Source organism: Polaromonas sp. JS666, from assembly GCF_000013865.1.
Classification (GTDB): domain Bacteria; phylum Pseudomonadota; class Gammaproteobacteria; order Burkholderiales; family Burkholderiaceae_C; genus Polaromonas.
Map to the genome: position 1 here is coordinate 1,522,901 of NC_007948.1, position 20,431 is coordinate 1,543,331.

Below are 20,431 nucleotides of genomic sequence, written 5' to 3' on the forward strand. Positions count from 1 at the left end.
AACCGATGCGCTGGCACCAAGGCATGTGGTCAAGGGGCGGCTCGGGTAGAGGAGCCGCCCCGTCAGGTTCGATTCCTGATGCCAATGTTCTGTAGCTCAGAAGGTAGAGCACCGTGCTTATCACACGACTGTCGCGGGTTCGAATCCCGCCGAACGCTGACGTAAAAAATCAGCCTGATTGGAAGTAAAGCGTGCCGCGAGTGGGAAAAGTGGATGCAAGTTGCAACGGGAAGCCGCGGCAGTTTGCGGGGCCTGTACCCACCGGCAACAGTTGCCAGTGCGAAGGTACTGCGGCACCGGAAAGCGAAGACGCCGGACGTGACATCGCGAGGTCTCACGACCAGGCCCTTCACCTGAAAGTGCCTGCACCCCAAGTCCGCAGCTGTTGCCGATGCGGACCATGTTTTTGTTGAATGAAAAAAGAATAACGGAAAAGAAAACGGAGAAGAAAAATGTTTGGATTGAAGCAATACAAAGTCAAGAAAAACGAGCGCGGCCTGCTGCTGCGCAACGGCGATTTCGAACGCGTACTGCAGCCCGGGAAACACTGGGCGTACGCCGGCGCTGACCAGGTTCGGGTGGAAACCTTTGCGATGGAGCAAGCGGCTTTCACACACAGCCTGGCGGATTACTTCATGGCCAAGGAGCCGGCTGTCGTTGCCCAGGAGTTTGTGCTGGCCGCGCTGTCGGATTCGCAGGCAGGCCTGCGTTACGAGAACGGCTTGCTGGTGGAAGTACTGGCGCCCGCCACCCGCAAGCTCTACTGGAAGGGCCTGAACGAGGTTCGTGTCGACGTGGTCGATATCGACCAGGGCGTAGCGAACAGCGAAAAGCTGCCCGCCGGCCTGGTGGCGACGCTGGGCCAGACGCAGCTGCGCCAGCGACCGGTGAAGGGGCTGGACGGCGTGCTGCTGGTGCAGGTGCCGGACTTCCATGCCGGCGTGCTGACGCTGGACGGCAAGGTGACCGGGCTGCTCGGCGCCGGCGCGTATGGCTTCTGGCGCTACGGCCGCAAGGTCGAAGTCGAATGCATCGACCTGCGCTCGCAGGCGCTGGAGGTCAGCGGGCAGGAAATCCTCACCCGCGACAAGGTGAGCCTGCGGCTGAACCTGTCGGCCACCTGGCGTTATGAAGATGTGCTGAAGGCGTTTGCCCAGTGGGGCAAGCCGTCGGAGCAGATCTACCGCGAACTGCAGCTGGGTCTGCGCGCGGCCGTAGGGACCCGCACGCTCGACGAGCTGCTGGAGAACAAGGCCGCCCTGGACGACGTCATTGCCGAGCACACCCGTGTCCGGCTGGCGGGCGCTGGCCTGAAGCTGGAAAGCCTGGGCGTGAAAGACATCATCTTGCCCGGCGAGATGAAGACCATCCTGGCGCAGGTGGTGGAAGCCGAGAAGTCTGCCCAGGCCAACGCGATTCGCCGGCGCGAAGAAACCGCGGCAACGCGCTCGCTGCTCAACACGGCGAAGATCATGGAGGACAACCCGATTGTCCTGCGCATGAAGGAACTGGAGACGCTGGAGCGTGTGGCGGAACGGATCGACAAGATATCGGTGTTCGGAGGACTGGAGCAAGTGCTCAACGGGCTGGTGAAGCTGCGTTGAGTGTTGAAAAGATAGGAAAAGGGCGCGCTGGCACGGATGGGAGCGCCACGCCAAAAATGTTGAAATTATCGGCAGGCCGGGTAGTACCGGGCAGGGCGGGACAAGTGGGTTGGCAAGCAAGGTTGAGGATGCAGGTGTTCGCTCCGATGACGGGTGCCCACTGATGTGCGTTTCCAATTGCCGGCTCGACCAGCGGACTCAAAACCCTGGTCGCCCTGTTGATACGGGTTCGAATCCCGCCGCGTCCACAAAAATGGGATTAAAAAAATGAATAACACCTTGAGACGCGAACTCGCAGCTGGATAACTCCGCAAGAGATAGCAGAAACCGTATTTGATCTGATGACTGATTAGGATAAGAAAATGAACTACCAACAACATGACGTCCAAGGCGGCGTGCCCGTGAAGATGTGGACCAATGGCGTGCCGGTCGAGGCTCAGGCGCTCAGGCAGCTTGAGAACTCGGCGCGCCTGCCCATCGTGTTCAGGCACGTGGCCGTGATGCCCGATGTGCACTACGGCCTGGGTGCGACCATTGGCAGCGTGATCCCGACCTTCAAGGCCATCATTCCGGCGGCGGTCGGCGTGGACATCGGCTGCGGCATGATGGCCTGTAAGACCACGCTTCGCGCCGAAGACCTGCCCGACAACCTCGGGCCGCTGCGCTCGGAAATCGAAAAAGCCGTGCCGCACGGTTCCGCACCCAAGACCTACCGCAGGAACGGATCGACGCGGGAGGTCGGCGCCTGGACCAACCCGCCAGGCGCGGCCGATGCGGCCTGGGGCCAGCTGGTGGATGAGTTTGAAGCGCTATGCCTGGACTACCCACGCCTGAAGAACACCAACAACCACCGCCACATGGGAACCCTGGGCGGCGGCAACCACTTCGTCGAGGTGTGCCTCGACGAAAGCGGCGGTGTGTGGATCATGCTGCACAGCGGTTCGCGGGGGGTGGGCAACGCCATCGGTACGCACTTCATCGAACTTGCCAAGAAGGATGCCGAGCTGCACCAGCGCAACCTGCCGGACAAGGACCTGGCTTACCTCGAGGAAGGTTCGCAGTACTTCGGCGACTATGTGCGCGGCGTGGGCTGGGCGCAGAAGTTCGCGCGCCTGAACCGCGAGGTGATGATGCAGGCCGCGATAGGCGCGCTGCGCAAGGTGATCAGCAAGCCCTTCGAGACGCACCTGGAAGCGGTGAATTGCCACCACAACTATGTGCAGAAGGAAACGCACTTTGGGCAAGAGGTGTTTGTGACCCGCAAAGGAGCTGTGAGTGCCAAGGCGGGAGAGCTTGGGATCATTCCCGGGAGCATGGGCGCCAAGAGTTTCATCGTGCGCGGCAAGGGCAATCCGGACAGCTTCATGAGCTGCAGCCACGGGGCCGGCAGGACCATGAGCCGCACCCAGGCCAGAAAGCTGTTCACGGTGGACGACCAGATCAAGGCTACGGAAGGGGTGGAATGCCGCAAGGACGTCGAGGTGATCGACGAGATCCCGATGGCGTACAAGGACATCGATGCCGTGATGCTCGCGCAAAGCGACCTAGTGGAAGTGGTCTACACGCTCAAGCAGGTAGTGTGTGTGAAGGGCTAGCGTGAGACTCTCCCGAGAGGAAGGTTGCCTTGGCTCCCGGTAAGTAAGAACAAAAAAAGAAAGCAAAAAAAATGATTGAACTCGATGGCTCGCAAGGCGAAGGCGGCGGGCAGATTTTGCGCACGGCGCTGGCGCTCAGCCTGGTGACGGGCAAGCCGTTTCGCATGGACAACATCCGCGCCAAACGGCCCAAGCCTGGCCTGATGCGCCAGCATCTGGCCTGTGTGAACGCCGCTATGGCCGTGGGCGGCGGCCCGGGCCATAGCGCTGCCGTCAACGCCGCCGGCCAGCCCGTGCAGATTGGTGAAACTACGCTGCTGTTCACGCCCGGTGAGGTGCGCGCGGGCGACTACGAGTTTGCGGTCGGCTCGGCAGGCAGTTGCACGCTGGTGCTGCAAACCGTGCTGTGGCCGCTGCTGCACGCCAAGGAGGCCTCAACGCTGCTGCTCAGCGGCGGGACGCATAACCCAATGGCGCCGTCGATTTCGTTTCTGACCCTGCTGGCGCCTTATTTCTCCGGCAACGGCGAGGCGCTATTTGACATTGAACTGCGCCGCCACGGCTTTTACCCGGCGGGAGGCGGAGAGGCCCGCGTGCGCTTGCGTCCACCCGCCCAGGGCTTTGCCGCCCTCCACCTCATGGAGCGCGGCGCGCTGCTGGAGGCTTATGCCGAGTGCCTGCATGCGGGCCTGCCCCGAGGCGTGGCTGAGCGGGAACTGGCCGTGCTGCGCAAGGGGCTTGGCTGGGACGAAGACTGCTTGCGCGACCGCGGACTGCGCAGCAACGAGGGGCCGGGCAACGCGCTGCTGGCCGTCCTGCGCTATGAGCACATCACCGAGGTGTTTGCAGCCTATGGCGACAAAGGCATCGGTGCCGAGCAGGTCGCCCGCCGCGTGCTGCAGGAGGTGAGGGACTACCAGACTCACCGGGCGCCGGTGGGGCCGCATCTGGCGGACCAACTGATGATCCCCATGGCCCTGGCGAGCCTGCAGGGAAGGGTGGGACGCTACTGGGCGACGGAACTCACCGAGCACACCCGCACCAACGCGCGGACCATTGAAACCTTTCTGCCGGTGAAGTTTTCATGCGAGCCATTGGATGGCGGTACGGTGATTTCGCTGGAAGGCTGATGCGCTGACCGGAGCGATTCCGGTGGCCCTATTGATTTTGTAGCTGCACAGGCCCTCATGCAAAAGCAGCTCGCCCGCGAGGGCTTTGACCTGCAGGCCTTCCGGAAAAAGCTGGGCGTGCGCGGCGATTCGGGGCTGTACCGCGAGGCCTGATGTCAGGCCTTGATTCAGGCTTTGGCGCCGCCGAAACGCTGCCGCAGCTGCGAGGTCGACCGGGCCAACAGCCCCACGTCCACGCCCACCGCGGTAAAGCGGGTTCCCAGCGAGATGCAGCGCTGGGCAAAGGCCTCGTCGCCCGTCAGGATGCCGGCGGGCTTGCCACATTTCACGATGCGCCGGATGGCTTCTTCGATCCTCGCGACAACGGCGGCGTTGCCCGGCTCGCCGAGGTGACCCATGCTGGCGGCCAGGTCGCCCGGGCCGATGAAGATGCCGTCCACGCCCTCGACGGCCGCAATCGCTTCGATGTTGTCGAGCGCTTCCAGGGTTTCAATCTGCACCAGCAGGCACAGCTCGTCGCGGCAGGTTTGGGCGTAGTTCGGAACACGGCCGAAGCGCGAGGCCCGCGTCAGCGCCGACACGCCGCGCATGCCACCGCCGGGGTAGGTAATGCTCTGCACGGCCCGCCTGGCTTCCTCGGCGTTCTGCACATAGGGGATCAACAGGGTCTGCGCCCCGATATCGAGGTAGCGCTTGATCAGCACCGGGTCGTTCCAGGCGGGCCTGACCACGGCGGAAACCGGGTAGGGCGCGACGGTCTGGAGCTGGGCCAGCACGTTGGTGACGTCACTGGGGGAATGCTCGGTGTCCAGCAGCAGCCATTCAAAGCCGGAACCGGCTAGCAGCTCGACGCCGTAGGGGCTGGAGAGCGTGCACCACAGGCCTATCTGCTGATGGCCGCCCAGCAGCATTTTCTTGAATTGGTTGACTGGCAATTCCATGGTTCCGCCTTGTTGCTTGATGATTGCGCGCGTTGTTGCGACCGGGCGGCGAAGGGATTTCGCGCACCCGACGGCGAGTTTAGAGCGGCTCTTAGCTGAAAGACACGCCGATGGAGCCTAGCGGCCCGAAGTCGGCCTGGATGGTGTCGCCCGCGGCGACCGGCGTGGGCCGCGTGAACGAGCCCGCCAGCAGGATGTGGCCCGCTTGCATCGTGATGCCGTGCAGCGCCAGCTTGTTGGCCAGCCAGACGATGCCCATGGCGGGGTGCCCCATGACGGCGGCGGAAACGCCGGACTCTTCGATGATGCCGTTCTTGGACAGCGTTGCGCTGACCCATCGCAGGTCGACGTCCATGGGTTTGACGACACGCCCGCCCGTCACCATGGCCGCCGCTGCCGCGTTGTCCGCGATCGTGTCGCAAATCGCGCGCGGCACTTCGGTGCGGTAGTCGATGATTTCCAGCGCGGGCGTCACATAGGCCGTGGCGTCCAGCACGTCATAGATGGTGACGTTCTTGCCGCCCAGCGGCCGGCCCAGCACAAAGGCCAGCTCCACTTCCAGGCGCGGCGAATGAAAGCCGCTGGCCGGTATGCGGGCGCCGTCGGTGTACAGCATGTCGTCCATGAGCATGCCGTAGTCCGGCTCCGTCATTTTTGACGCCCTCTGCATCGCGCGTGAGGTCAGGCCTATCTTGTGGCCAACGATGCGCGCGCCCTGCGCCATCTTGCTGTCCGCCCAGAGTTTCTGGATGGCATAGGCGTCTTCAATTTCCATCGCGGGCCAGGTCTGGCTGACCTGGCGTATTGGTTGGCGGGTTCGGCCGGCTTCCAGCAGCGCGTCCGCGGCCTGCCGGTGTTCAGACTCGGTGATCATGTCTCGGGCTTCCTGTTGGTGTTGTTACGGTGGGTGGGCGTCGGCTCAGGCCGCAAAGCGCTGGATGAAGGGCGTTTCGGCTATGCCGTGCTCGTTGACCCAATGGGCCAACTCGTCATGCCGCGGCACCCAGACCTCGTCATGGGCCAGCATGTAGGTCAGCAGCTTGTCCAGCTGCGCCGACATCAGCGGCCGGCCGCCGAAGTTGCCGTGCATGGTGATGTTGATGAGCGAGCCCGACTCCTGGCGGTAGAGGTAGTCGAACATGTCCTTGTAGCAGTGGTACCAGTCGTCCGGCGCGCCGCGCAGCACGCGGTTGTCGGCATAGTCGCTGTGCGGAATCGCCACGATGCGGCCGGACGGCGTCGCCACCTGCTGCGGCTGGTCGATGTCGTTGTAGTCGCCGTGCCAGAGCAGGCCCTCCTGGGTCAGCAGGTCGGCCGTGCGCTCCGTGGTCGCGATGGTGGAGCTCAGCCAGCCGGTGGGGCGCACGCTAGAGACTTCCTGCAGGATGCGCAGGCTCTTCTGGATCAGCGCGCGCTCGTCGGCCTCGTTCAGGCCGGACAGCACCTCGTCTTGCGCATAGTTGTGGCCGCCCAGTTCAAAGCCCGACTTCACGATGTGCCTGACCGTCTCGGGAAACAGCTCCGCCGAGCGCGCGTTCACGCAGACCGTTCCTGACACGCCGTGGCGTTCGGCGATCCGCATCAGCCTGGCAATGCCGGATCGCCCGCCGTAATTGGCCCAGAGAATGCCGGCTCGGTCGATCTCGCCGGCCTTGGGCGGGCTGGTCATGGGCGAATAGGGCGGCGCCTTGCCGACGGACCAGTTCTCCATCAGGAAGGTCAGCACGACGGTCAAGCGGGGAAAGGCGGCGCTGGCCCTGCGGCCTGCGGGGGTGGTGGCTTGGGTTTTCATGTTTTCGTTGGTTTCCTGGTGCAATTCATTCGGGCGTGATGCCGGCTTTCTGGACGATGGACTTGTAGACCTGGGTGCTGTCGGCCAGCAGCCTGGCGAACTCTTCGGGCGAGGCTTCGACGGCGTCATAGCCGTTTTGCTGCAGTTGCGCCTTGACGTCCGGATTGCGGAGGATATTGAGGATGTCGGCATTGAGCCGCTGCACGATGGGTGCGGGAAGGCCGGCTGGCCCCATGACGCCCACCCAGGTGTCGGGCACCGAAAAGCCCGTGAGGCCGCCTTCGGCCAGCGTCGGGATGTTGGGGGCAGATTTGGAGCGGTGGCTTTCCACCACGCCCAGCGCGCGGAGTTTTCCGGCCTGGATGTAAGGCAGGGTGTTGGACAGCACCAGCAGGCCGGCGTCGATCTGTGCGCCGACGACGTCGGTCAGGGCCGGCGCGCCGCCCCGGTAGCCGACGTGCGTCAGCGCGAGTTTTTGCGAACTCGCCAGCAGCAGGCCGGCCAGGTGCTGCGAGGTCCCCGAACCGGAGGTCGCATAGGACAGGCCCTTGGGCGAGGCCTTGGCCGCCGCGACGAAATCGGCCACCGACTTGATCGGCGAGGACGCGGGCACTACCAGCGACTGCGGCGCGGTGGCCACGTGCGAAATGGCGGTGAAGTCCTTGACCGGGTCGTACTTGATCCCCTTGGTAAAGAACTGCACGGTCTGGTGCGGCGGGCCCAGGTTGAGCAGCAGGGTGTAGCCGTCCGGCGCTGCCGCCGCGACATAGGCGGAACCGATGGCGCCGCTCGCGCCGGCGCGGTTTTCAATGATGATGGGCTGGCCCAGCGATTCGGACAGCTTGGGCGCCAGGATGCGCGCCACCGTGTCGGCCGCGCCGCCCGCGGCAAAAGGCGCTATCAGCTTGATGGGCCTGGACGGGTAAGCCGCCTGGGCGGTTGCGGGCGGAACCCAGGCGGCCGACAAGGCCAGCGCCAGGGCGGCGAACTTCAGGCTGTGCGAGAGCAGGCGGCGCCGGCCGGAACCGGGGGGAAGGTGAGGGGTCATTTTGTCTCCAGAAGCAGTCGTTATGGAGTGGATGCTATGCCCCGCCTTTATTGCTGTCCAATGCATAATAAAGTCATTGGCTATACCAGAAAGGTATTCATGGACTTGCGCCAACTGTCCTACTTCGTGGCCGTGGCCGAAGAGCTGAGCTTTAGCCGCGCCGCCTCGCGCGTACACATTTCACAGCCGCCCCTGAGCCGCCAGATCGCCAAGCTCGAACAGGAACTGGGGGCGGTTTTGCTGATCCGTTCCTCGCATGAGGTGGCCCTGACGCAGGCGGGCCAGGCGCTGCTGGAGGAAGCCCGCCGCCTGCTGGCGCTGGCGGCGGGCATTCCCGAGGTCGTCGGCCGCGCCAGCCGCGGAGAAACCGGCTCGCTGCGCATCGGGTTTGTGGGCTCCACCATTTACACCTCGGTGCCTGCCCTGTTAAGCCAATACCGGCAGATCTATCCGCATGTGGCGGTGTCCGTGCAGCAGCTCACGGTGGCCCGGCAAACCGTCATGCTCAAAAACAGCGAGATCGACGTCGGCATCATTCGCCAGGCCGTCACCGAGCCCTGGCTGGCCACGCGCAGCCTGTTCAAGGAAGGCTTCATGGCCGCGCTGCCGGTGCATCACCGGCTGGCGGGGCAGGACAGGGTCATGCTGCAGTCGCTGGCGGAGGACGACTTCGTATTCTTCAGCCGCAGCGAGGCGCCGGCGATCCACGAACAGCTGCGCAAGATGTGCGAGGCCGCGGGCTTTTCACCGCGCATCGTGCAAGAGGCCTACCCGATGTCGACCGTGGTGGGTCTGGTGGCGGCCGGCGTCGGGATTGCCATCGTCCCCGAGTCGATGCAAAGGCTGCAGATGCAGAATGTTTTATACCGGGCCCTGCGCGGGACCCGGGCGAAAACCGAGTTCTTCCTGGCTTGGCATGTCGGCAACACGTCTCAAACCTTGCGGGGTTTCCTCGACATGAAGATGTGAGCAGGAATATCGGCAGGGCGGCCAAGCGCCGCCAGCACATGCTCGGGCGTGGCCGGTGCCTGCAGCACGACGGTCCGGTCCGGCCGGACTGAAGCGATCGCATCGCGCAAGGCCTCATACACGCTGATCGCCAGCATCAGCGGCGGCTCGCCCACAGCCTTGCTGCCAAACACGTTGTCTTCGCGGTTGGGTTCGGGCCACAGTGCGATGTTGAAGTGCTCCGGAATGTCGCCCGTGGTCGGGATTTTGTAGGTGCTGGGCGCATGGGTGCTGAGCTGGCCTTTGTCGCTCCACACCAGTTGCTCCGTCGTCAGCCAGCCCATGCCTTGCACAAAACCGCCTTCGATCTGCCCGATATCGATCGCCGGGTTGATGCTGGTGCCCACGTCGTGCAGGATGTCGACTTTTAGCACGCGGCTTTCGCCGGTCAGGGTGTCGATGGCGACTTCGGTGCACGCCGCGCCGTAGGCGAAGTAGTAAAACGGCCGGCCGGTCAGCGTGGTTTTGTCGTAATGGATTTTTGGCGTGCGGTAAAAGCCGTCGCTCCAGAGCTGGATGCGGTTGGCATGCGCGAGCTTGGCCACCTCGGTGAACGCACGCGTGCGGGCCGGTGTCGTGACTTCGCCGCCCGCAAAACGTACCGCCCCCACATCGCAGCGGTCCAGCCCGGCCACCAGCTGCGCCAGATTGTCTCGCACCTGGCGGGCGGCATACTGCGCCGCCCTGGCATTGAGGTCGGTGCCGGCGGATGCGGCGGTGGCGGAGGCGTTGGGGATTTTGCTCGTGTCGCTCGCTGTGGCCAGCACCTGCTCAAACGCCACGCCGAGTTCGTCGGCCACGATTTGCGCCACCTTGGTGTTCAGGCCCTGGCCCATCTCGGTGCCGCCGTGGTTCACCTGCACGCTGCCGTCGGTGTACACATGCACCAGCGCGCCGGCCTGGTTGAACAGGGTGGCGGTGAACGAGATGCCGAACTTGACGGGCGTGATGGCGATGCCGCGCTTGATCACCGGGCTTTGCGCATTCCATGCGGCCATGGCTTCACGCCGCTGGCGATAGTGCGCAGTCTGCTCCAGCCTGGACAGCAGGGGTTGCAGGATGTTGTCTTCGACCTGCATGCCGTAGTGGGTTGTGTCCCGGCGCCTTTCGGGCGTGGTGTCGGTCTTCGGCGCGACGACCTCGTCGCTGTACAGGTTGCGCTTGCGCACATCGAGCGGATCCAGCCCCAGCGTCCGGGCAATGTCACCCAGGATAGTTTCGATTGCGATCATGCCTTGCGGCCCGCCAAAACCGCGAAACGCCGTGTTGCTCTGCATATTGGTCTTGCAGCGGCAGGACGTGATCGTCACGTCTTCGAGAAAGTAGGCGTTGTCGGCGTGAAAAATCGCGCGGTCAGCCACCGGGCCGCTGAGGTCGGCGCTGAAGCCGCAGTTCACGGCCATCATGAGCTTGAGGCCGCACAGGCGGCCGCTGTCGTCAAAGCCCACCGTGTAGTCATAGGCAAACGGATGGCGTTTGCCGGTGACCAGGAAGTCGTCGTCGCGGTCCATGCGCAGCTTGACTGGCCGCCCGAGTTTGTGGGCCGCAAGCGCTGCCCACACGGCCATGTGGCCGCTTTGGGTTTCCTTGCCGCCAAACCCGCCGCCCATGCGGCGGCACTCGACGCGCACGGCGTGGCTGTCAATGCCCAGCGCGTGCGACACCCAGTGCTGGGCTTCGCCGGGGTGCTGCGTGCTGGAATAAATCAGCCACTGGTTTTGCTCTTGCGGCAACGCGTAGGCCACCTGGCCTTCGAGATAAAAATGCTCCTGCCCACCCACCTCGAAGGAGCCGCTGAGGGTGTGCGGCGCCGCTGCCAGCGCGGCCTCGGCATTGCCGCGTTTGACGACCACGGGCGGCAAGACAAAGCTTTGTGCTGCCAGCGCGTCCCGGACCTTGAGCACCGGCGGCAGCGCTTCTATGGTGAGTTGAACCTTGCGCGCCGCGCGACGGGCCTGCATCACGGTGTCGGCCGCGACCACGCCGATCACCTGGCCGATGTGCTCGACCTTGGTCGTCGCCAGCACGGGCTCGTCTTGCCCAAACGTGGGGAGCAGCGGGTTGCCCGGGATGTCGCCGGCCAGCACCACACCGCGCACGCCGGGCATGGCCAGCGCGGCGCTGGCATCGACACCCAGCAGCTTGCCGTGGGCCACGGTCGACAGGATGGGCGCCGCAAACAGCGTGCCCTTGACCTCGGGAATGTCATCGACATACATGGCTGCACCGGCCACCTGCGCGCGGGCACTTTCGTGAAAGTGCGGGCGTCCGGCGGCCGGCGGGTGTGCCGGTCCGGCCGCATGAACCGGCAGTATTTCAGGGGCGTTCATGCGAGCTCCTCCAGCCGGAAGGATTCCAGGTTGATCTGCTGCAGGCCCTGGCTTTCGAGCCAGTAGCGCTGCAGCAGGTTGCCCAGCACCGTGCTGCGGTAGGCGGCGGAAGCGCGCATGTCCGAGATCGGCGAGAACTCGGCGCGCAAGGTGGTGATGGCTTGTTGCACCGTCTCGGCAGTCCACGCCTGGCCGAGCAGCGCTGCCTCGGTCTTGACGGCGCGCACGGGTGTTGCGGCGACACCGCCCGCGCCTATCGACGCGCTGGTCACGATGCCCTTGTCGATGTGCAGGTTCAGGGCCAGGCAGACCGCGGAGATATCGTCGTCGTAGCGCTTGGAGATTTTGTAGATGCGCAGCAACTCCTGCCCCTCACCCCAGCCCTCTCCCCAGAGGGGCGAGGGAGCAATACCGTCTTTTTCTTCAATCCCCTCTCCCCCTGGGAGAGGGTTAGGGTGAGGGCTGGCCGGCCTCGGCACCTTCACCCAAGCCAGCACTTCATCCGGGGCCATCACGCTCTGGCGATAGCCGGTGTAGAGCTGCTCCAGCGGCATCTCGCGGTGGCCCATCACACCTTGCCGTTCATTCATCAGCACGACGTTGGCGCCCAGGGCAATTAGCAGCGGCATGGAGTCGCCAATCGGCGAGCCATTGGCGACATTGCCGCCCATCGTGCCCGCGTTGCGCACCGGCAGGCCGGCAAAGCGGGCGGCAAAGGTGTGCAGCTGGGGCCGGTCCTTCGCCAGCGCGGCATAGGCATCGGCCAGCGTCACCGCGGCGCCTATCGCAATGTGCTGCGGGTAGTCTTCAATGCGGCGCAGCTCCCGAACCCTGGTCACGTCCAGCACCCGGCTGAACTGCTGGTGCTGCTTGGTCACCCACAGGCCCACGTCGGTGCAGCCGGCCACCAGTTGGGCCTCGGGGTGCGCGGCTCGCGCTTTCAGCAGCGCAGCCAGCGTGGGGGGCGATTCATAAGAAAAATCCGAGGAGAAATCCGGGCCTGGCCGGTACGGTGCATGCGCGAGCTGCTTCATTTTTTTCAGCAGTCCGGCTTCGTCAACGGCCACTTGCGGGAGCTGGTCCATGGCTTGCGCGGCGTCGAGGATGGGCCGGTAGCCGGTGCAGCGGCACAGGTTGCCGGACAGTTCTTCCTGCGCCAGCGCGCGCGTGATGGGCTGGCCCCGTCCGACATGGTTGTGGTACATGCCGAACAGGCTCATCACAAAGCCCGGCGTACAAAAGCCGCATTGGGAACCGTGGAACTGGACCATGGCCTCTTGTGCGGGGTGTAGTGTTGGTTTACCCCTTTCTTCTTCGCCAGTAGGGGCCGCGGAACCGGCTTTGCCGGGCCGCAGGCGCAGCGCCCCCTCGGGGGGCAGCGCATTACACGAAGCCGAAGGCGAAGTGAAAAGCGTGGGGGCAATGTCTTCCACCGTCCACAGCGCCAGGCCGTCAATCGAATGCGCCAGCCGGATGCAGCTGTTGATGGCGCGGTAGCGGATGGTCTTGCCGTCGGCCTCGCCCAGCACCACGGTGCAGGCGCCGCAGTCGCCTTCGCCGCAGCCTTCCTTGGTGCCGGTGCAGGCGAGGTCTTCGCGCAGTACCTCCAGCAGGGTGCGGCTGGGTGGTACATTGGCAAGCGTTACCACTTCACCACGCCGGATGAACCGGATGGGCTTGACAGTGTTCTGGGTGTCAGATCGGATGGCCATGCTAGACATGAGTTTCAGGGTAAAACAGTCAGTCCACAGTCGGCATACAAAAGCGCGTATCAGGCGCATGGGCAAGAGCGTATGAAAGATCAGGCGCTTTTCGACAAGATAGACCTCCACCTCATCAGGGTCTTGAATACCGTGCTTACTGAACGCAGCGTATCACGCGCCGCCATGCGCCTGGGAATGTACCAACCCGCTGTCAGCGCGGCGCTCAAGCGCCTGCGCGAGCTGGCTGGCGACCCGATTCTTGTGCGCTCGGGCGCCGGCATGGTGCCCACCGATGCCGGCCTGCGCATGATCGAGCCCTCGGCCAGCATTCTTCGCGCATCCAGCATGCTGTTCAGCAACGCCAAGGGGTTTGAACCGGCCACCGCCGAAACCACCTTCCGCCTGGCGGCCAGCGACTACCTCGATCCCCTGTTCCTGCCGCAGCTGGTGGCGCAAATCAAGAAACAGGCGCCACGCTGCCATATTGAAATCCACCCGCTCACGGCCGAGTCCGACTACCGCGCCCACCTGGCGCAGGGTCAGGTGGACATCGTGATCGGCAACTGGGCCGCGCCACCCGATGACCTGCACATGGGGCGGCTGTTTGGCGACGAGGTGGTGTGCCTGGTCGCCAAAGACCATCCGGCCGTGCGCCGCGGCTGGAGCGCGGCGCACGTCGCGAACTGGCTGGAGGCCGAGCACATTGCACCGATGGCCACGCACCCGGGCGCCAAGGGCGTGATTGACGAGCACCTGGACACACTCGGGCTGCAGCGCAACATCACGGTGCGCTGCCCGCACTTTGGCCTGATGCCCTCCATGGTGGCATCGAGCTTGCTGATCATGACGACCGGCCGGCAGTACTGCGAGCGGTTTGCCGGGCTGCTGCCGGTCAAAATACTGCCGTGCCCGATCGAGTTTCCCCGCATGATGTACTACCAGCTCTGGCACGAACGCACGCATGCCTCCAATGCCGCCAAATGGCTGCGCGAGCGCGTCAAGTCAGTGGCTACTTCGCTCCGAAAAGAATAGCATTTGGTACCCATCAATCAACGTCAATCAACGGTGACAGGCCTGCAACATCCACCAATCAGACGATCAGCCAATCACACACAATCAGACAACCCGAGACAATGACTGCTTCACCTACCGTCACTGACAATCCCACCCAAAGCAGCGGTGCGGTGGGCGGGGGTGCGCCACCCCGGCTGCAGCTTGCGGGCATCACCAAGCGCTACCCCGGCGTGCTGGCCAACAGCGACATTGCACTGACGGTGCAGCCCGGCGAGATCCATGCCGTGCTGGGTGAAAACGGTGCCGGCAAATCCACCCTGATGAAAATCATCTATGGCTCGGTCAAGCCCGACGCCGGCAGCGTGGTGATGGACGGCCAGCCGGTGCTGGTGCGCAACCCGCACGAGGCGCGCGCCTTGGGCATCAGCATGGTGTTTCAGCATTTCAGCCTGTTTGACACGCTGACGGTGGCCGAAAACGTCTGGCTCGGGCTGGACAAGCTGCGCCTGGCCGAGGTGTCGCAGCGCATCACGCAAACGACGCAGGCCTACGGACTGGAGCTCGACCCGACGCGGCCCGTGCACACCCTGAGCGTGGGCGAGCGCCAGCGCGTGGAGATCGTGCGGGCATTGCTGACCCATCCCAAACTGCTGATCCTCGACGAGCCCACCTCGGTGCTGACGCCGCAAGCGGTGGAGAGCCTGTTCGTCACGCTGCGCCGGCTGGCGGAGCAGGGCTGCAGCATTTTGTACATCAGCCACAAGCTCCATGAAATCCGCGCGCTCTGTACCGCCTGCACCGTGCTGCGCGGCGGGCGCGTCTCGGGGGTCTGCGATCCGCGCCAGGAGTCCAATGCCTCGCTGAGCCGGCTGATGATTGGCGCCGAGCCGCCGGCCCTGGAGCACCGCGAGGTGCAGGTCGGTGCGACCGTGCTCGACGTGCGCGGGCTGAGCCTGGCCCGTGAGGAGCAATTCGGCGTGGACTTGCAGCGGGTCGCCCTGCAGGTCTGTGCCGGCGAGGTGGTCGGCATTGCCGGTGTGTCGGGCAACGGGCAAAAAGAACTGCTGTACGCCCTGTCCGGCGAAGACACGCGGGCTGCCGCGGGCACCATCCTGGTCAGAAACCAGGACGCCGGAAGGCTGGGCCCGATGCAGCGCCGCGAGCTGGGTCTGAACTTTGTGCCCGAGGAGCGGCTGGGGCGCGGTGCCGTGCCCACGCTGGGGCTGGCGCACAACCTGCTGCTGACGCGGGGCGATGCCGTGAAGGCGGGGGGCTGGATTCATCTGGCTGGTTTGCAGGCGCAGGCCGAGGGCATCATCGGGCGCTACAACGTGAAAGCCAACGGAGCCAATGCCGCGGCGATGTCGCTGTCGGGCGGCAACCTGCAGAAATTCATTGTCGGCCGCGAGATTGAGGCCAAGCCCAGCCTGCTGATCGTCTCGCAGCCGACCTGGGGTGTTGACGTCGGGGCCGCCGCGCAAATCCGTGGCGAGATTTTGAAACTGCGCGACAGCGGCTGTGCCGTGCTGGTGGTCAGCGAAGAGCTGGAAGAGCTGTTCGAAATCTGTGACCGCCTCTACGTCATGGCCAAAGGGCAGCTCTCGCCCTCGCTGCGGCGCGCCGACGCGACGGTGGAGCGGGTGGGGCAGTGGATGAGCGGGCTGTGGGATCAAGGTGCCCCAACGGGAAAAGGAGTTCCACATGCTGCGGCTTGAAGCCAGACCCCAGACTTCGAAGTTCTGGAGCTATGCCTCGCCACTGCTGGCGCTGCTGGTGACCGTGGTGATCGGCGTGCTGATGTTCACGGCGCTGGGCAAGGACCCGGTCAAGGGTTTGCTGGTGTTCTTCTGGGACCCCATCAAAACGCCCTATGCGATTGGCGAGCTGATGGTCAAGGCCACGCCGCTGCTGATCATTGCGTTGGGCCTGGCCGTGTGTTTTCGCTCCAACGTCTGGAACATCGGCGCCGAAGGGCAGTTTGTGATGGGCGCCGTGGTGGCCGGCGGCGTGGCCCTGCTGGCCGACAAAACCACCGGCAGCTGGATCGTGGCGGCCATTTTGCTGGCCGGGGTGGCCGGCGGCATGGCCTGGGCGGCGCTCACCGCCTTGCTGCGGGATCGCTTCAATGCGAACGAAATCCTGGTCAGCCTGATGCTGGTCTATGTTGCCGTGCTGGTGCTCAGCTACCTGGTGTACGGGCCCTGGAAGGACCCGGCCGGCTACAACTTTCCGCAGACGAAAAATTTCGAGGCCGTCACGCAAATTCCGCGGCTGGTGCAGGGCTCGCGCGTGAGCATCGGGCTGCTGCTGGCGCTGCTGGGCGCGGCCGCCCTGTGGGTATTTTTGTTTCGCACCCGCGCCGGCTTTGCCTTGCAGGTCGGCGGCCTGGCGCCGGCGGCGGCGCGCTATGCCGGCTTTTCCTCGCGCAAGGCCTTGTGGGTGGCGCTTCTGGCCTCGGGCGGTGCGGCCGGCCTGGCCGGTGCGCTGGAGGTGGCCGGGCCTATCGGCCAGCTCACGCCTCATGTCCCCGTGGGTTATGGCTTTGCCGCCATCATCGTGGCGTTCGTCGGGCGGCTGCATCCGGTGGGCATGGTGTTTTCGGCCCTGTTGATGAGCATGTTCTACATTGGTGGCGAGCTGGCCCAGTCGCGGCTGGGGCTGCCCAAATCGCTCACCGGCGTCTTCCAGGGCCTGCTGCTGTTCACGCTGCTGGCGGCTGACACGCTGATCGCCTACCGCATCAAATTCGTCAGGGCTGCGCGCCAGGCGCCCATCCCCGCCATCCCGCAAACAACCCCCCGGGAGGCGCACTGATGGAATCCTATGCACTGCTGTTTGCCGCCACGCTCAGCGCGGGCACGGTTCTGGCCATTGCCGGGCTGGGCCTGCTGATCAACGAAAAGGCCGGCATCGTCAACCTGGGTGCCGAAGGCATGCTCTTGTGCGCGGCGATTGCCGGCTTTGCCACTGTGGTGCACACCGGCAATACCTGGCTGGGTTTTGCCGCGGGCATGGCGGCCGGGGCCGTGCTGGCGGCCATCTTTGGCGTGCTGGTGATCTGGCTCAATACCAACCAGTACGCCACCGGGCTGGCGCTCAGTCTTTTCGGCGTGGGCTTTTCGGCTTTTGCCGGCATCCCCTATGTGCAGGCCAAGTTGCCCGAGCGCACACCGCTGGAGCTTCCGGTGCTCAGCGACCTTCCGTTGCTGGGGCCGGCGCTGTTTCGCCAGCACCCCCTGGTCTACCTGACCATTGCGCTGGCGTTTGGCTTGATCTGGTTTCTCTACCGTACACGCGCCGGCCTGGTGCTCAGGGCGGTGGGCGAATCGCCCGAGTCGGCCCATGCGCTGGGCTACCCGGTGCGGCGCATCCGCCTGGCGGCGGTGGTTGCGGGCGGTGCCCTGTGCGGCCTCGCCGGGGCCTACATTTCCACGGTCTACACCCCGTTGTGGGTTGAAGGCATGGTGGCCGGCCGGGGCTGGATCGCGCTGGCGCTGACCACCTTTGCCACCTGGCGCCCGGCCCGGGTTTTGCTTGGGGCTTACCTGTTTGGCGGTGTGACCATGCTGCAGTTCCACCTGCAGGGCGCGGGGGTGAATGTTCCCAGCCAGTTCCTGAGCATGTTGCCTTACCTGGCTACCATCGTGGTGCTGGCGCTGATTTCACGCAATCCCCAGTGGATACGCGTGAACATGCCGGGCTCCATTGGCAAACCGTTTTACCCTGGGTCCTGATTTTTCGGACTCATTTCCGGGCTCATAATGGCCTTTTTTTGCAAACCCGTCGCTACAGGAGACGACATGACTGACCTGAAAAAACGTTCCTTGCTCCAACTGGCTGCGACATCCGCAGTGGCTGCCATGGCCCTGGCAGGTTGCGGCAAGAAGGATGAGCCTGTACCCGCACCTGCGCCCGCCCCCGCGGCTTCGGCGCCGGCTCCAGCCAAGGCCGAGCCGCTGAAAATAGCGTTTGCCTATGTCGGGCCGGTGGGCGACGGCGGCTGGTCTTTTGCGCACGACAACGGCCGCAAGGCGGTCGAAAAGGAATTTGGCGACAAGGTCGTCACCAAGTTTGTGGAAAGCGTGCCCGAATCGGCCGACGCCGAGCGCGTGATCCGCGACCTGGCCGGTGAAGGCAACAAGCTGATTTTCGGCACCACCTTCGGCTACATGGAATCCATGCTCAAGGTGGCGGCCGACAACAAGGGCATCAAGTTCGAGCATGCCACCGGCTACAAAACCGCCGAGAACATGCGCACTTATGACAGCCGAACCTACGAAGGCGCCTACATGGCCGGCGTGATCGCCGGCAAGATGACCAAATCCAACACGCTGGGCGTGGTCGGCTCGGTGCCGATTCCCGAAGTGGTGCGCAACATCAACAGCTTCACGCTGGGCGCACAGAGCTCCAACCCCAAGATCAAGACCAAGGTGGTCTGGGTCAATGAATGGTTCAACCCCGGCAAGGAAACCGAGGCCGCGACGTCCCTGATCAATGGCGGCGCAGACGTGCTGTTCCAGAACACCGATTCGCCCGCCGTGCTCAAGACCGCCCAGGAAAAGGGCAAGCGCGCTTTCGGCTGGGATTCCGACATGACGGCCTACGGCCCCAAGGCCCACCTCGGTTCCGCCGTCATCAACTGGGGTCCGTACTACATCAAGGCCACCCGCGACGCGCTGGAAGGCAAGTGGCAGACTTCGCCGGACAAGATCTGGTGGGGCGTGAAGGAAGGCGCGATCGATATGGTGTCCATCGCCGAGGACGTGCCCGCCGAAACCAAAAAGCGCATCGACGAAATCAAGGCCGGCCTCAAGGACGGCAGCTTTGCCATCTGGAAGGGCCCGATCATGGACAACACCGGCAAGGAATTGCTGGGCAAGGACGTGGTGGCCGACGACAAGTTCCTGGGTGGCCTGAAGACCTACGTCAAGGGCGTGGAAGGCAAGGTTCCCGGCAACTGAGTCTTCACTCCCTCTCCCCTCGGAGAGAGCAGGGGTGAGGGCCACTCCTTCTCCCTCTCCCTCTCCCTCTGGGAGAGGGTTGGGGTGAGGGCCGCAGCGCAACTATTGCTACTGCTGTGTGCACCGCGAGCGCTCCCGTCCCGACCGTCCCCCGAAGGAGAAGGAGCAAAACATCATGCCTCGGCTGCCTAGTGCAGCTTTTTCTTTTGGAGCTGACATGAATCCTGCAAAACCTGTATCCGCCGACCGCCTGCCCGAGCTGCTCCGGAAAATGCCCAAGGCCGAGCTGCACATCCACATCGAGGGCTCGCTGGAGCCCGAGCTGATTTTTGCGCTGGCGCAGCGCAACGGCGTGGCGATTCCGTATCGCAGCGTGGACGAGTTGCGCAGCGCCTATGCCTTCACCAACCTGCAGAGCTTTCTCGACATTTATTACGCCGGCGCCAGCGTGCTGCTGAAAGAGCAGGACTTCTACGACATGGCGCGCGCCTACCTGCTGCGGGCGGCGCAGGACAACGTGGTTCATGCCGAGCTTTTTTTCGACCCGCAGACGCACACCGCGCGCGGTGTCGGCATGGACACCGTCATCAACGGCCTGCACCGCGCCTGTGTCGATGCCGGGGCCGAACTCGGCCTCAGCGCCACGCTGATCCTGTGTTTCCTGCGCCACCTCAGCGAAGAGGAGGCGTTTGAAACGCTGGAGCAGGCACTGCCTTACCGTGACAAATTCATCGGTGTCGGGTTGGACTCCGGCGAGGTGGGCAACCCGCCCGAAAAGTTTGCCCGCGTGTTTGCCCGCTGCCGCGAGCTGGGCTTTCACCTGGTTGCGCACGCCGGCGAAGAAGGGCCGCCCGCCTATGTCTGGACGGCCCTGGACCTGCTCAAGGTGGAGCGGGTCGACCACGGCGTGCAGTCCAGCAAGGACGCGGCCCTGATGCGGCGCCTGGCCCAGGACCGTATTCCGCTCACGGTGTGCCCCCTGTCCAATCTCAAGCTGTGCGTGTTTCCCGACCTGGCCAGCCACAACCTGCGCACGTTGCTGGATGCGGGGCTGGTGGCCACCGTCAACTCGGATGACCCGGCTTATTTTGGCGGCTACATGAATGACAACTTCACGCAAACCTTTGCCGCGGTGGACTTGAATGCAGGGCACGCCTACACACTGGCGCGCAACAGCTTCGAGGCCAGTTTCATCGGTGCACCTGCCCGACAGGCCCTGATCCAACGTCTGGACGAAACCTTTGAAACCTTTCAATGAGCGGGTCGCTGCGCCGGCCCAGCGAGAGGTGTCGTTGATGCTGTCGA

Annotated in this window: 16 protein-coding genes and 1 tRNA gene; 11 read left to right on the forward strand and 6 right to left on the reverse strand. The window is 64.3% G+C overall.

The window, feature by feature from the left end; translation table 11 throughout:
* The first annotated feature begins 84 nt into the window (after positions 1–84).
* The 4 genes from BPRO_RS07330 (at position 85) to rtcA (ending at position 4,329) form a co-directional block, all read left to right on the forward strand.
* A tRNA-Ile gene (locus tag BPRO_RS07330) sits at positions 85–155 on the forward strand.
* A gap of 297 nt (positions 156–452) precedes the next feature.
* Positions 453–1,604, forward strand: a complete 1,152-nt coding sequence (locus BPRO_RS07335) for a slipin family protein (protein WP_011482418.1) — start codon at positions 453–455, stop codon at positions 1,602–1,604.
* 362 nt (positions 1,605–1,966) lie between these two features.
* The gene (locus tag BPRO_RS07340; protein ID WP_011482420.1) at positions 1,967–3,199 is read left to right on the forward strand and encodes an RtcB family protein; all 1,233 of its coding nucleotides are present in this window, start codon (positions 1,967–1,969) and stop codon (positions 3,197–3,199) included.
* A 71-nt stretch (positions 3,200–3,270) separates the two neighbouring features.
* Positions 3,271–4,329: an RNA 3'-terminal phosphate cyclase gene (rtcA, locus tag BPRO_RS07345; RefSeq protein WP_011482421.1), complete on the forward strand. Its 1,059-nt coding sequence runs from the start codon at positions 3,271–3,273 to the stop codon at positions 4,327–4,329.
* 167 nt (positions 4,330–4,496) lie between these two features.
* Here rtcA and BPRO_RS07350 read toward each other — a convergent pair whose 3' ends face one another.
* From BPRO_RS07350 to BPRO_RS07365, 4 genes are all read right to left on the reverse strand, one after another.
* Positions 4,497–5,270, reverse strand: a complete 774-nt coding sequence (locus tag BPRO_RS07350) for an aldolase/citrate lyase family protein (protein WP_011482422.1) — start codon at positions 5,268–5,270, stop codon at positions 4,497–4,499.
* 91 nt (positions 5,271–5,361) lie between these two features.
* Entirely contained in the window at positions 5,362–6,144 is a 783-nt protein-coding gene (hpaH, locus tag BPRO_RS07355) for a 2-oxo-hept-4-ene-1,7-dioate hydratase (RefSeq protein ID WP_011482423.1), read from the reverse strand.
* Between the two features lie 45 nt (positions 6,145–6,189).
* Positions 6,190–7,062, reverse strand: coding sequence for a polysaccharide deacetylase family protein (locus tag BPRO_RS07360; RefSeq protein ID WP_198140993.1), 873 nt, complete (start codon positions 7,060–7,062; stop codon positions 6,190–6,192).
* Positions 7,063–7,087: 25 nt separating this feature from the next.
* Positions 7,088–8,110, reverse strand: a complete 1,023-nt coding sequence (locus BPRO_RS07365) for a Bug family tripartite tricarboxylate transporter substrate binding protein (RefSeq protein ID WP_011482425.1) — start codon at positions 8,108–8,110, stop codon at positions 7,088–7,090.
* A gap of 99 nt (positions 8,111–8,209) precedes the next feature.
* Here BPRO_RS07365 and BPRO_RS07370 point away from each other — a divergent pair, with 99 nt between their 5' ends.
* The gene (locus BPRO_RS07370; protein ID WP_011482426.1) at positions 8,210–9,079 is read left to right on the forward strand and encodes a LysR family transcriptional regulator; all 870 of its coding nucleotides are present in this window, start codon (positions 8,210–8,212) and stop codon (positions 9,077–9,079) included.
* Here the strand turns inward: BPRO_RS07370 and xdhB are convergent.
* Together xdhB and BPRO_RS07380 are read right to left on the reverse strand one after the other, a co-directional pair.
* Positions 9,043–11,448, reverse strand: a complete 2,406-nt coding sequence (gene xdhB, locus BPRO_RS07375) for a xanthine dehydrogenase molybdopterin binding subunit (protein WP_011482427.1) — start codon at positions 11,446–11,448, stop codon at positions 9,043–9,045. The two genes, BPRO_RS07370 and xdhB, sit on opposite strands and share 37 nt — an antisense overlap.
* Positions 11,445–13,160: a xanthine dehydrogenase small subunit gene (locus BPRO_RS07380; RefSeq protein WP_011482428.1), complete on the reverse strand. Its 1,716-nt coding sequence runs from the start codon at positions 13,158–13,160 to the stop codon at positions 11,445–11,447. Before BPRO_RS07380 ends, xdhB begins: the two co-directional genes overlap by 4 nt.
* 81 nt (positions 13,161–13,241) lie before the next feature.
* On the opposite strand from BPRO_RS07380, the gene BPRO_RS07385 reads away from it, so the two are divergent.
* From BPRO_RS07385 to BPRO_RS07410, 6 genes are all read left to right on the forward strand, one after another.
* Positions 13,242–14,183, forward strand: a complete 942-nt coding sequence (locus BPRO_RS07385; RefSeq protein WP_011482429.1) for a LysR family transcriptional regulator — start codon at positions 13,242–13,244, stop codon at positions 14,181–14,183.
* A gap of 101 nt (positions 14,184–14,284) precedes the next feature.
* The gene (locus tag BPRO_RS07390; protein ID WP_081430494.1) at positions 14,285–15,880 is read left to right on the forward strand and encodes an ABC transporter ATP-binding protein; all 1,596 of its coding nucleotides are present in this window, start codon (positions 14,285–14,287) and stop codon (positions 15,878–15,880) included.
* Positions 15,867–16,979 (forward strand): ABC transporter permease, encoded by a 1,113-nt coding sequence (locus tag BPRO_RS07395; RefSeq protein ID WP_011482431.1) that lies wholly within the window; start codon positions 15,867–15,869, stop codon positions 16,977–16,979. Before BPRO_RS07390 ends, BPRO_RS07395 begins: the two co-directional genes overlap by 14 nt.
* A complete protein-coding gene (locus tag BPRO_RS07400) occupies positions 16,979–17,899 on the forward strand; it encodes an ABC transporter permease (protein WP_011482432.1) in 921 nt (306 codons plus the stop codon). The genes BPRO_RS07395 and BPRO_RS07400 overlap by 1 nt, the downstream gene beginning before the upstream one ends.
* A gap of 66 nt (positions 17,900–17,965) precedes the next feature.
* The gene (locus tag BPRO_RS07405) at positions 17,966–19,126 is read left to right on the forward strand and encodes a BMP family ABC transporter substrate-binding protein (protein WP_011482433.1); all 1,161 of its coding nucleotides are present in this window, start codon (positions 17,966–17,968) and stop codon (positions 19,124–19,126) included.
* Positions 19,127–19,343: 217 nt separating this feature from the next.
* Positions 19,344–20,384, forward strand: a complete 1,041-nt coding sequence (locus tag BPRO_RS07410; RefSeq protein WP_041388515.1) for an adenosine deaminase — start codon at positions 19,344–19,346, stop codon at positions 20,382–20,384.
* Positions 20,385–20,431 lie beyond the last annotated feature (47 nt).

Coding starts and splice junctions, on each gene's coding strand:
- BPRO_RS07410 (WP_041388515.1), top strand. CDS start 19,344: ATGAATCCTGCAAAACCTGTATCCGCCGACCGCCTGCCCGAGCTGCTC.
- BPRO_RS07400 (WP_011482432.1), top strand. CDS start 16,979: ATGGAATCCTATGCACTGCTGTTTGCCGCCACGCTCAGCGCGGGCACG.
- BPRO_RS07365 (WP_011482425.1), bottom strand. CDS start 8,110: ATGACCCCTCACCTTCCCCCCGGTTCCGGCCGGCGCCGCCTGCTCTCG.
- BPRO_RS07385 (WP_011482429.1), top strand. CDS start 13,242: ATGAAAGATCAGGCGCTTTTCGACAAGATAGACCTCCACCTCATCAGG.
- hpaH (WP_011482423.1), bottom strand. CDS start 6,144: ATGATCACCGAGTCTGAACACCGGCAGGCCGCGGACGCGCTGCTGGAA.
- BPRO_RS07335 (WP_011482418.1), top strand. CDS start 453: ATGTTTGGATTGAAGCAATACAAAGTCAAGAAAAACGAGCGCGGCCTG.
- BPRO_RS07380 (WP_011482428.1), bottom strand. CDS start 13,160: ATGGCCATCCGATCTGACACCCAGAACACTGTCAAGCCCATCCGGTTC.
- BPRO_RS07405 (WP_011482433.1), top strand. CDS start 17,966: ATGACTGACCTGAAAAAACGTTCCTTGCTCCAACTGGCTGCGACATCC.
- BPRO_RS07350 (WP_011482422.1), bottom strand. CDS start 5,270: ATGGAATTGCCAGTCAACCAATTCAAGAAAATGCTGCTGGGCGGCCAT.
- BPRO_RS07360 (WP_198140993.1), bottom strand. CDS start 7,062: ATGAAAACCCAAGCCACCACCCCCGCAGGCCGCAGGGCCAGCGCCGCC.
- BPRO_RS07395 (WP_011482431.1), top strand. CDS start 15,867: ATGCTGCGGCTTGAAGCCAGACCCCAGACTTCGAAGTTCTGGAGCTAT.
- xdhB (WP_011482427.1), bottom strand. CDS start 11,448: ATGAACGCCCCTGAAATACTGCCGGTTCATGCGGCCGGACCGGCACAC.
- BPRO_RS07370 (WP_011482426.1), top strand. CDS start 8,210: ATGGACTTGCGCCAACTGTCCTACTTCGTGGCCGTGGCCGAAGAGCTG.
- rtcA (WP_011482421.1), top strand. CDS start 3,271: ATGATTGAACTCGATGGCTCGCAAGGCGAAGGCGGCGGGCAGATTTTG.
- BPRO_RS07340 (WP_011482420.1), top strand. CDS start 1,967: ATGAACTACCAACAACATGACGTCCAAGGCGGCGTGCCCGTGAAGATG.
- BPRO_RS07390 (WP_081430494.1), top strand. CDS start 14,285: ATGACTGCTTCACCTACCGTCACTGACAATCCCACCCAAAGCAGCGGT.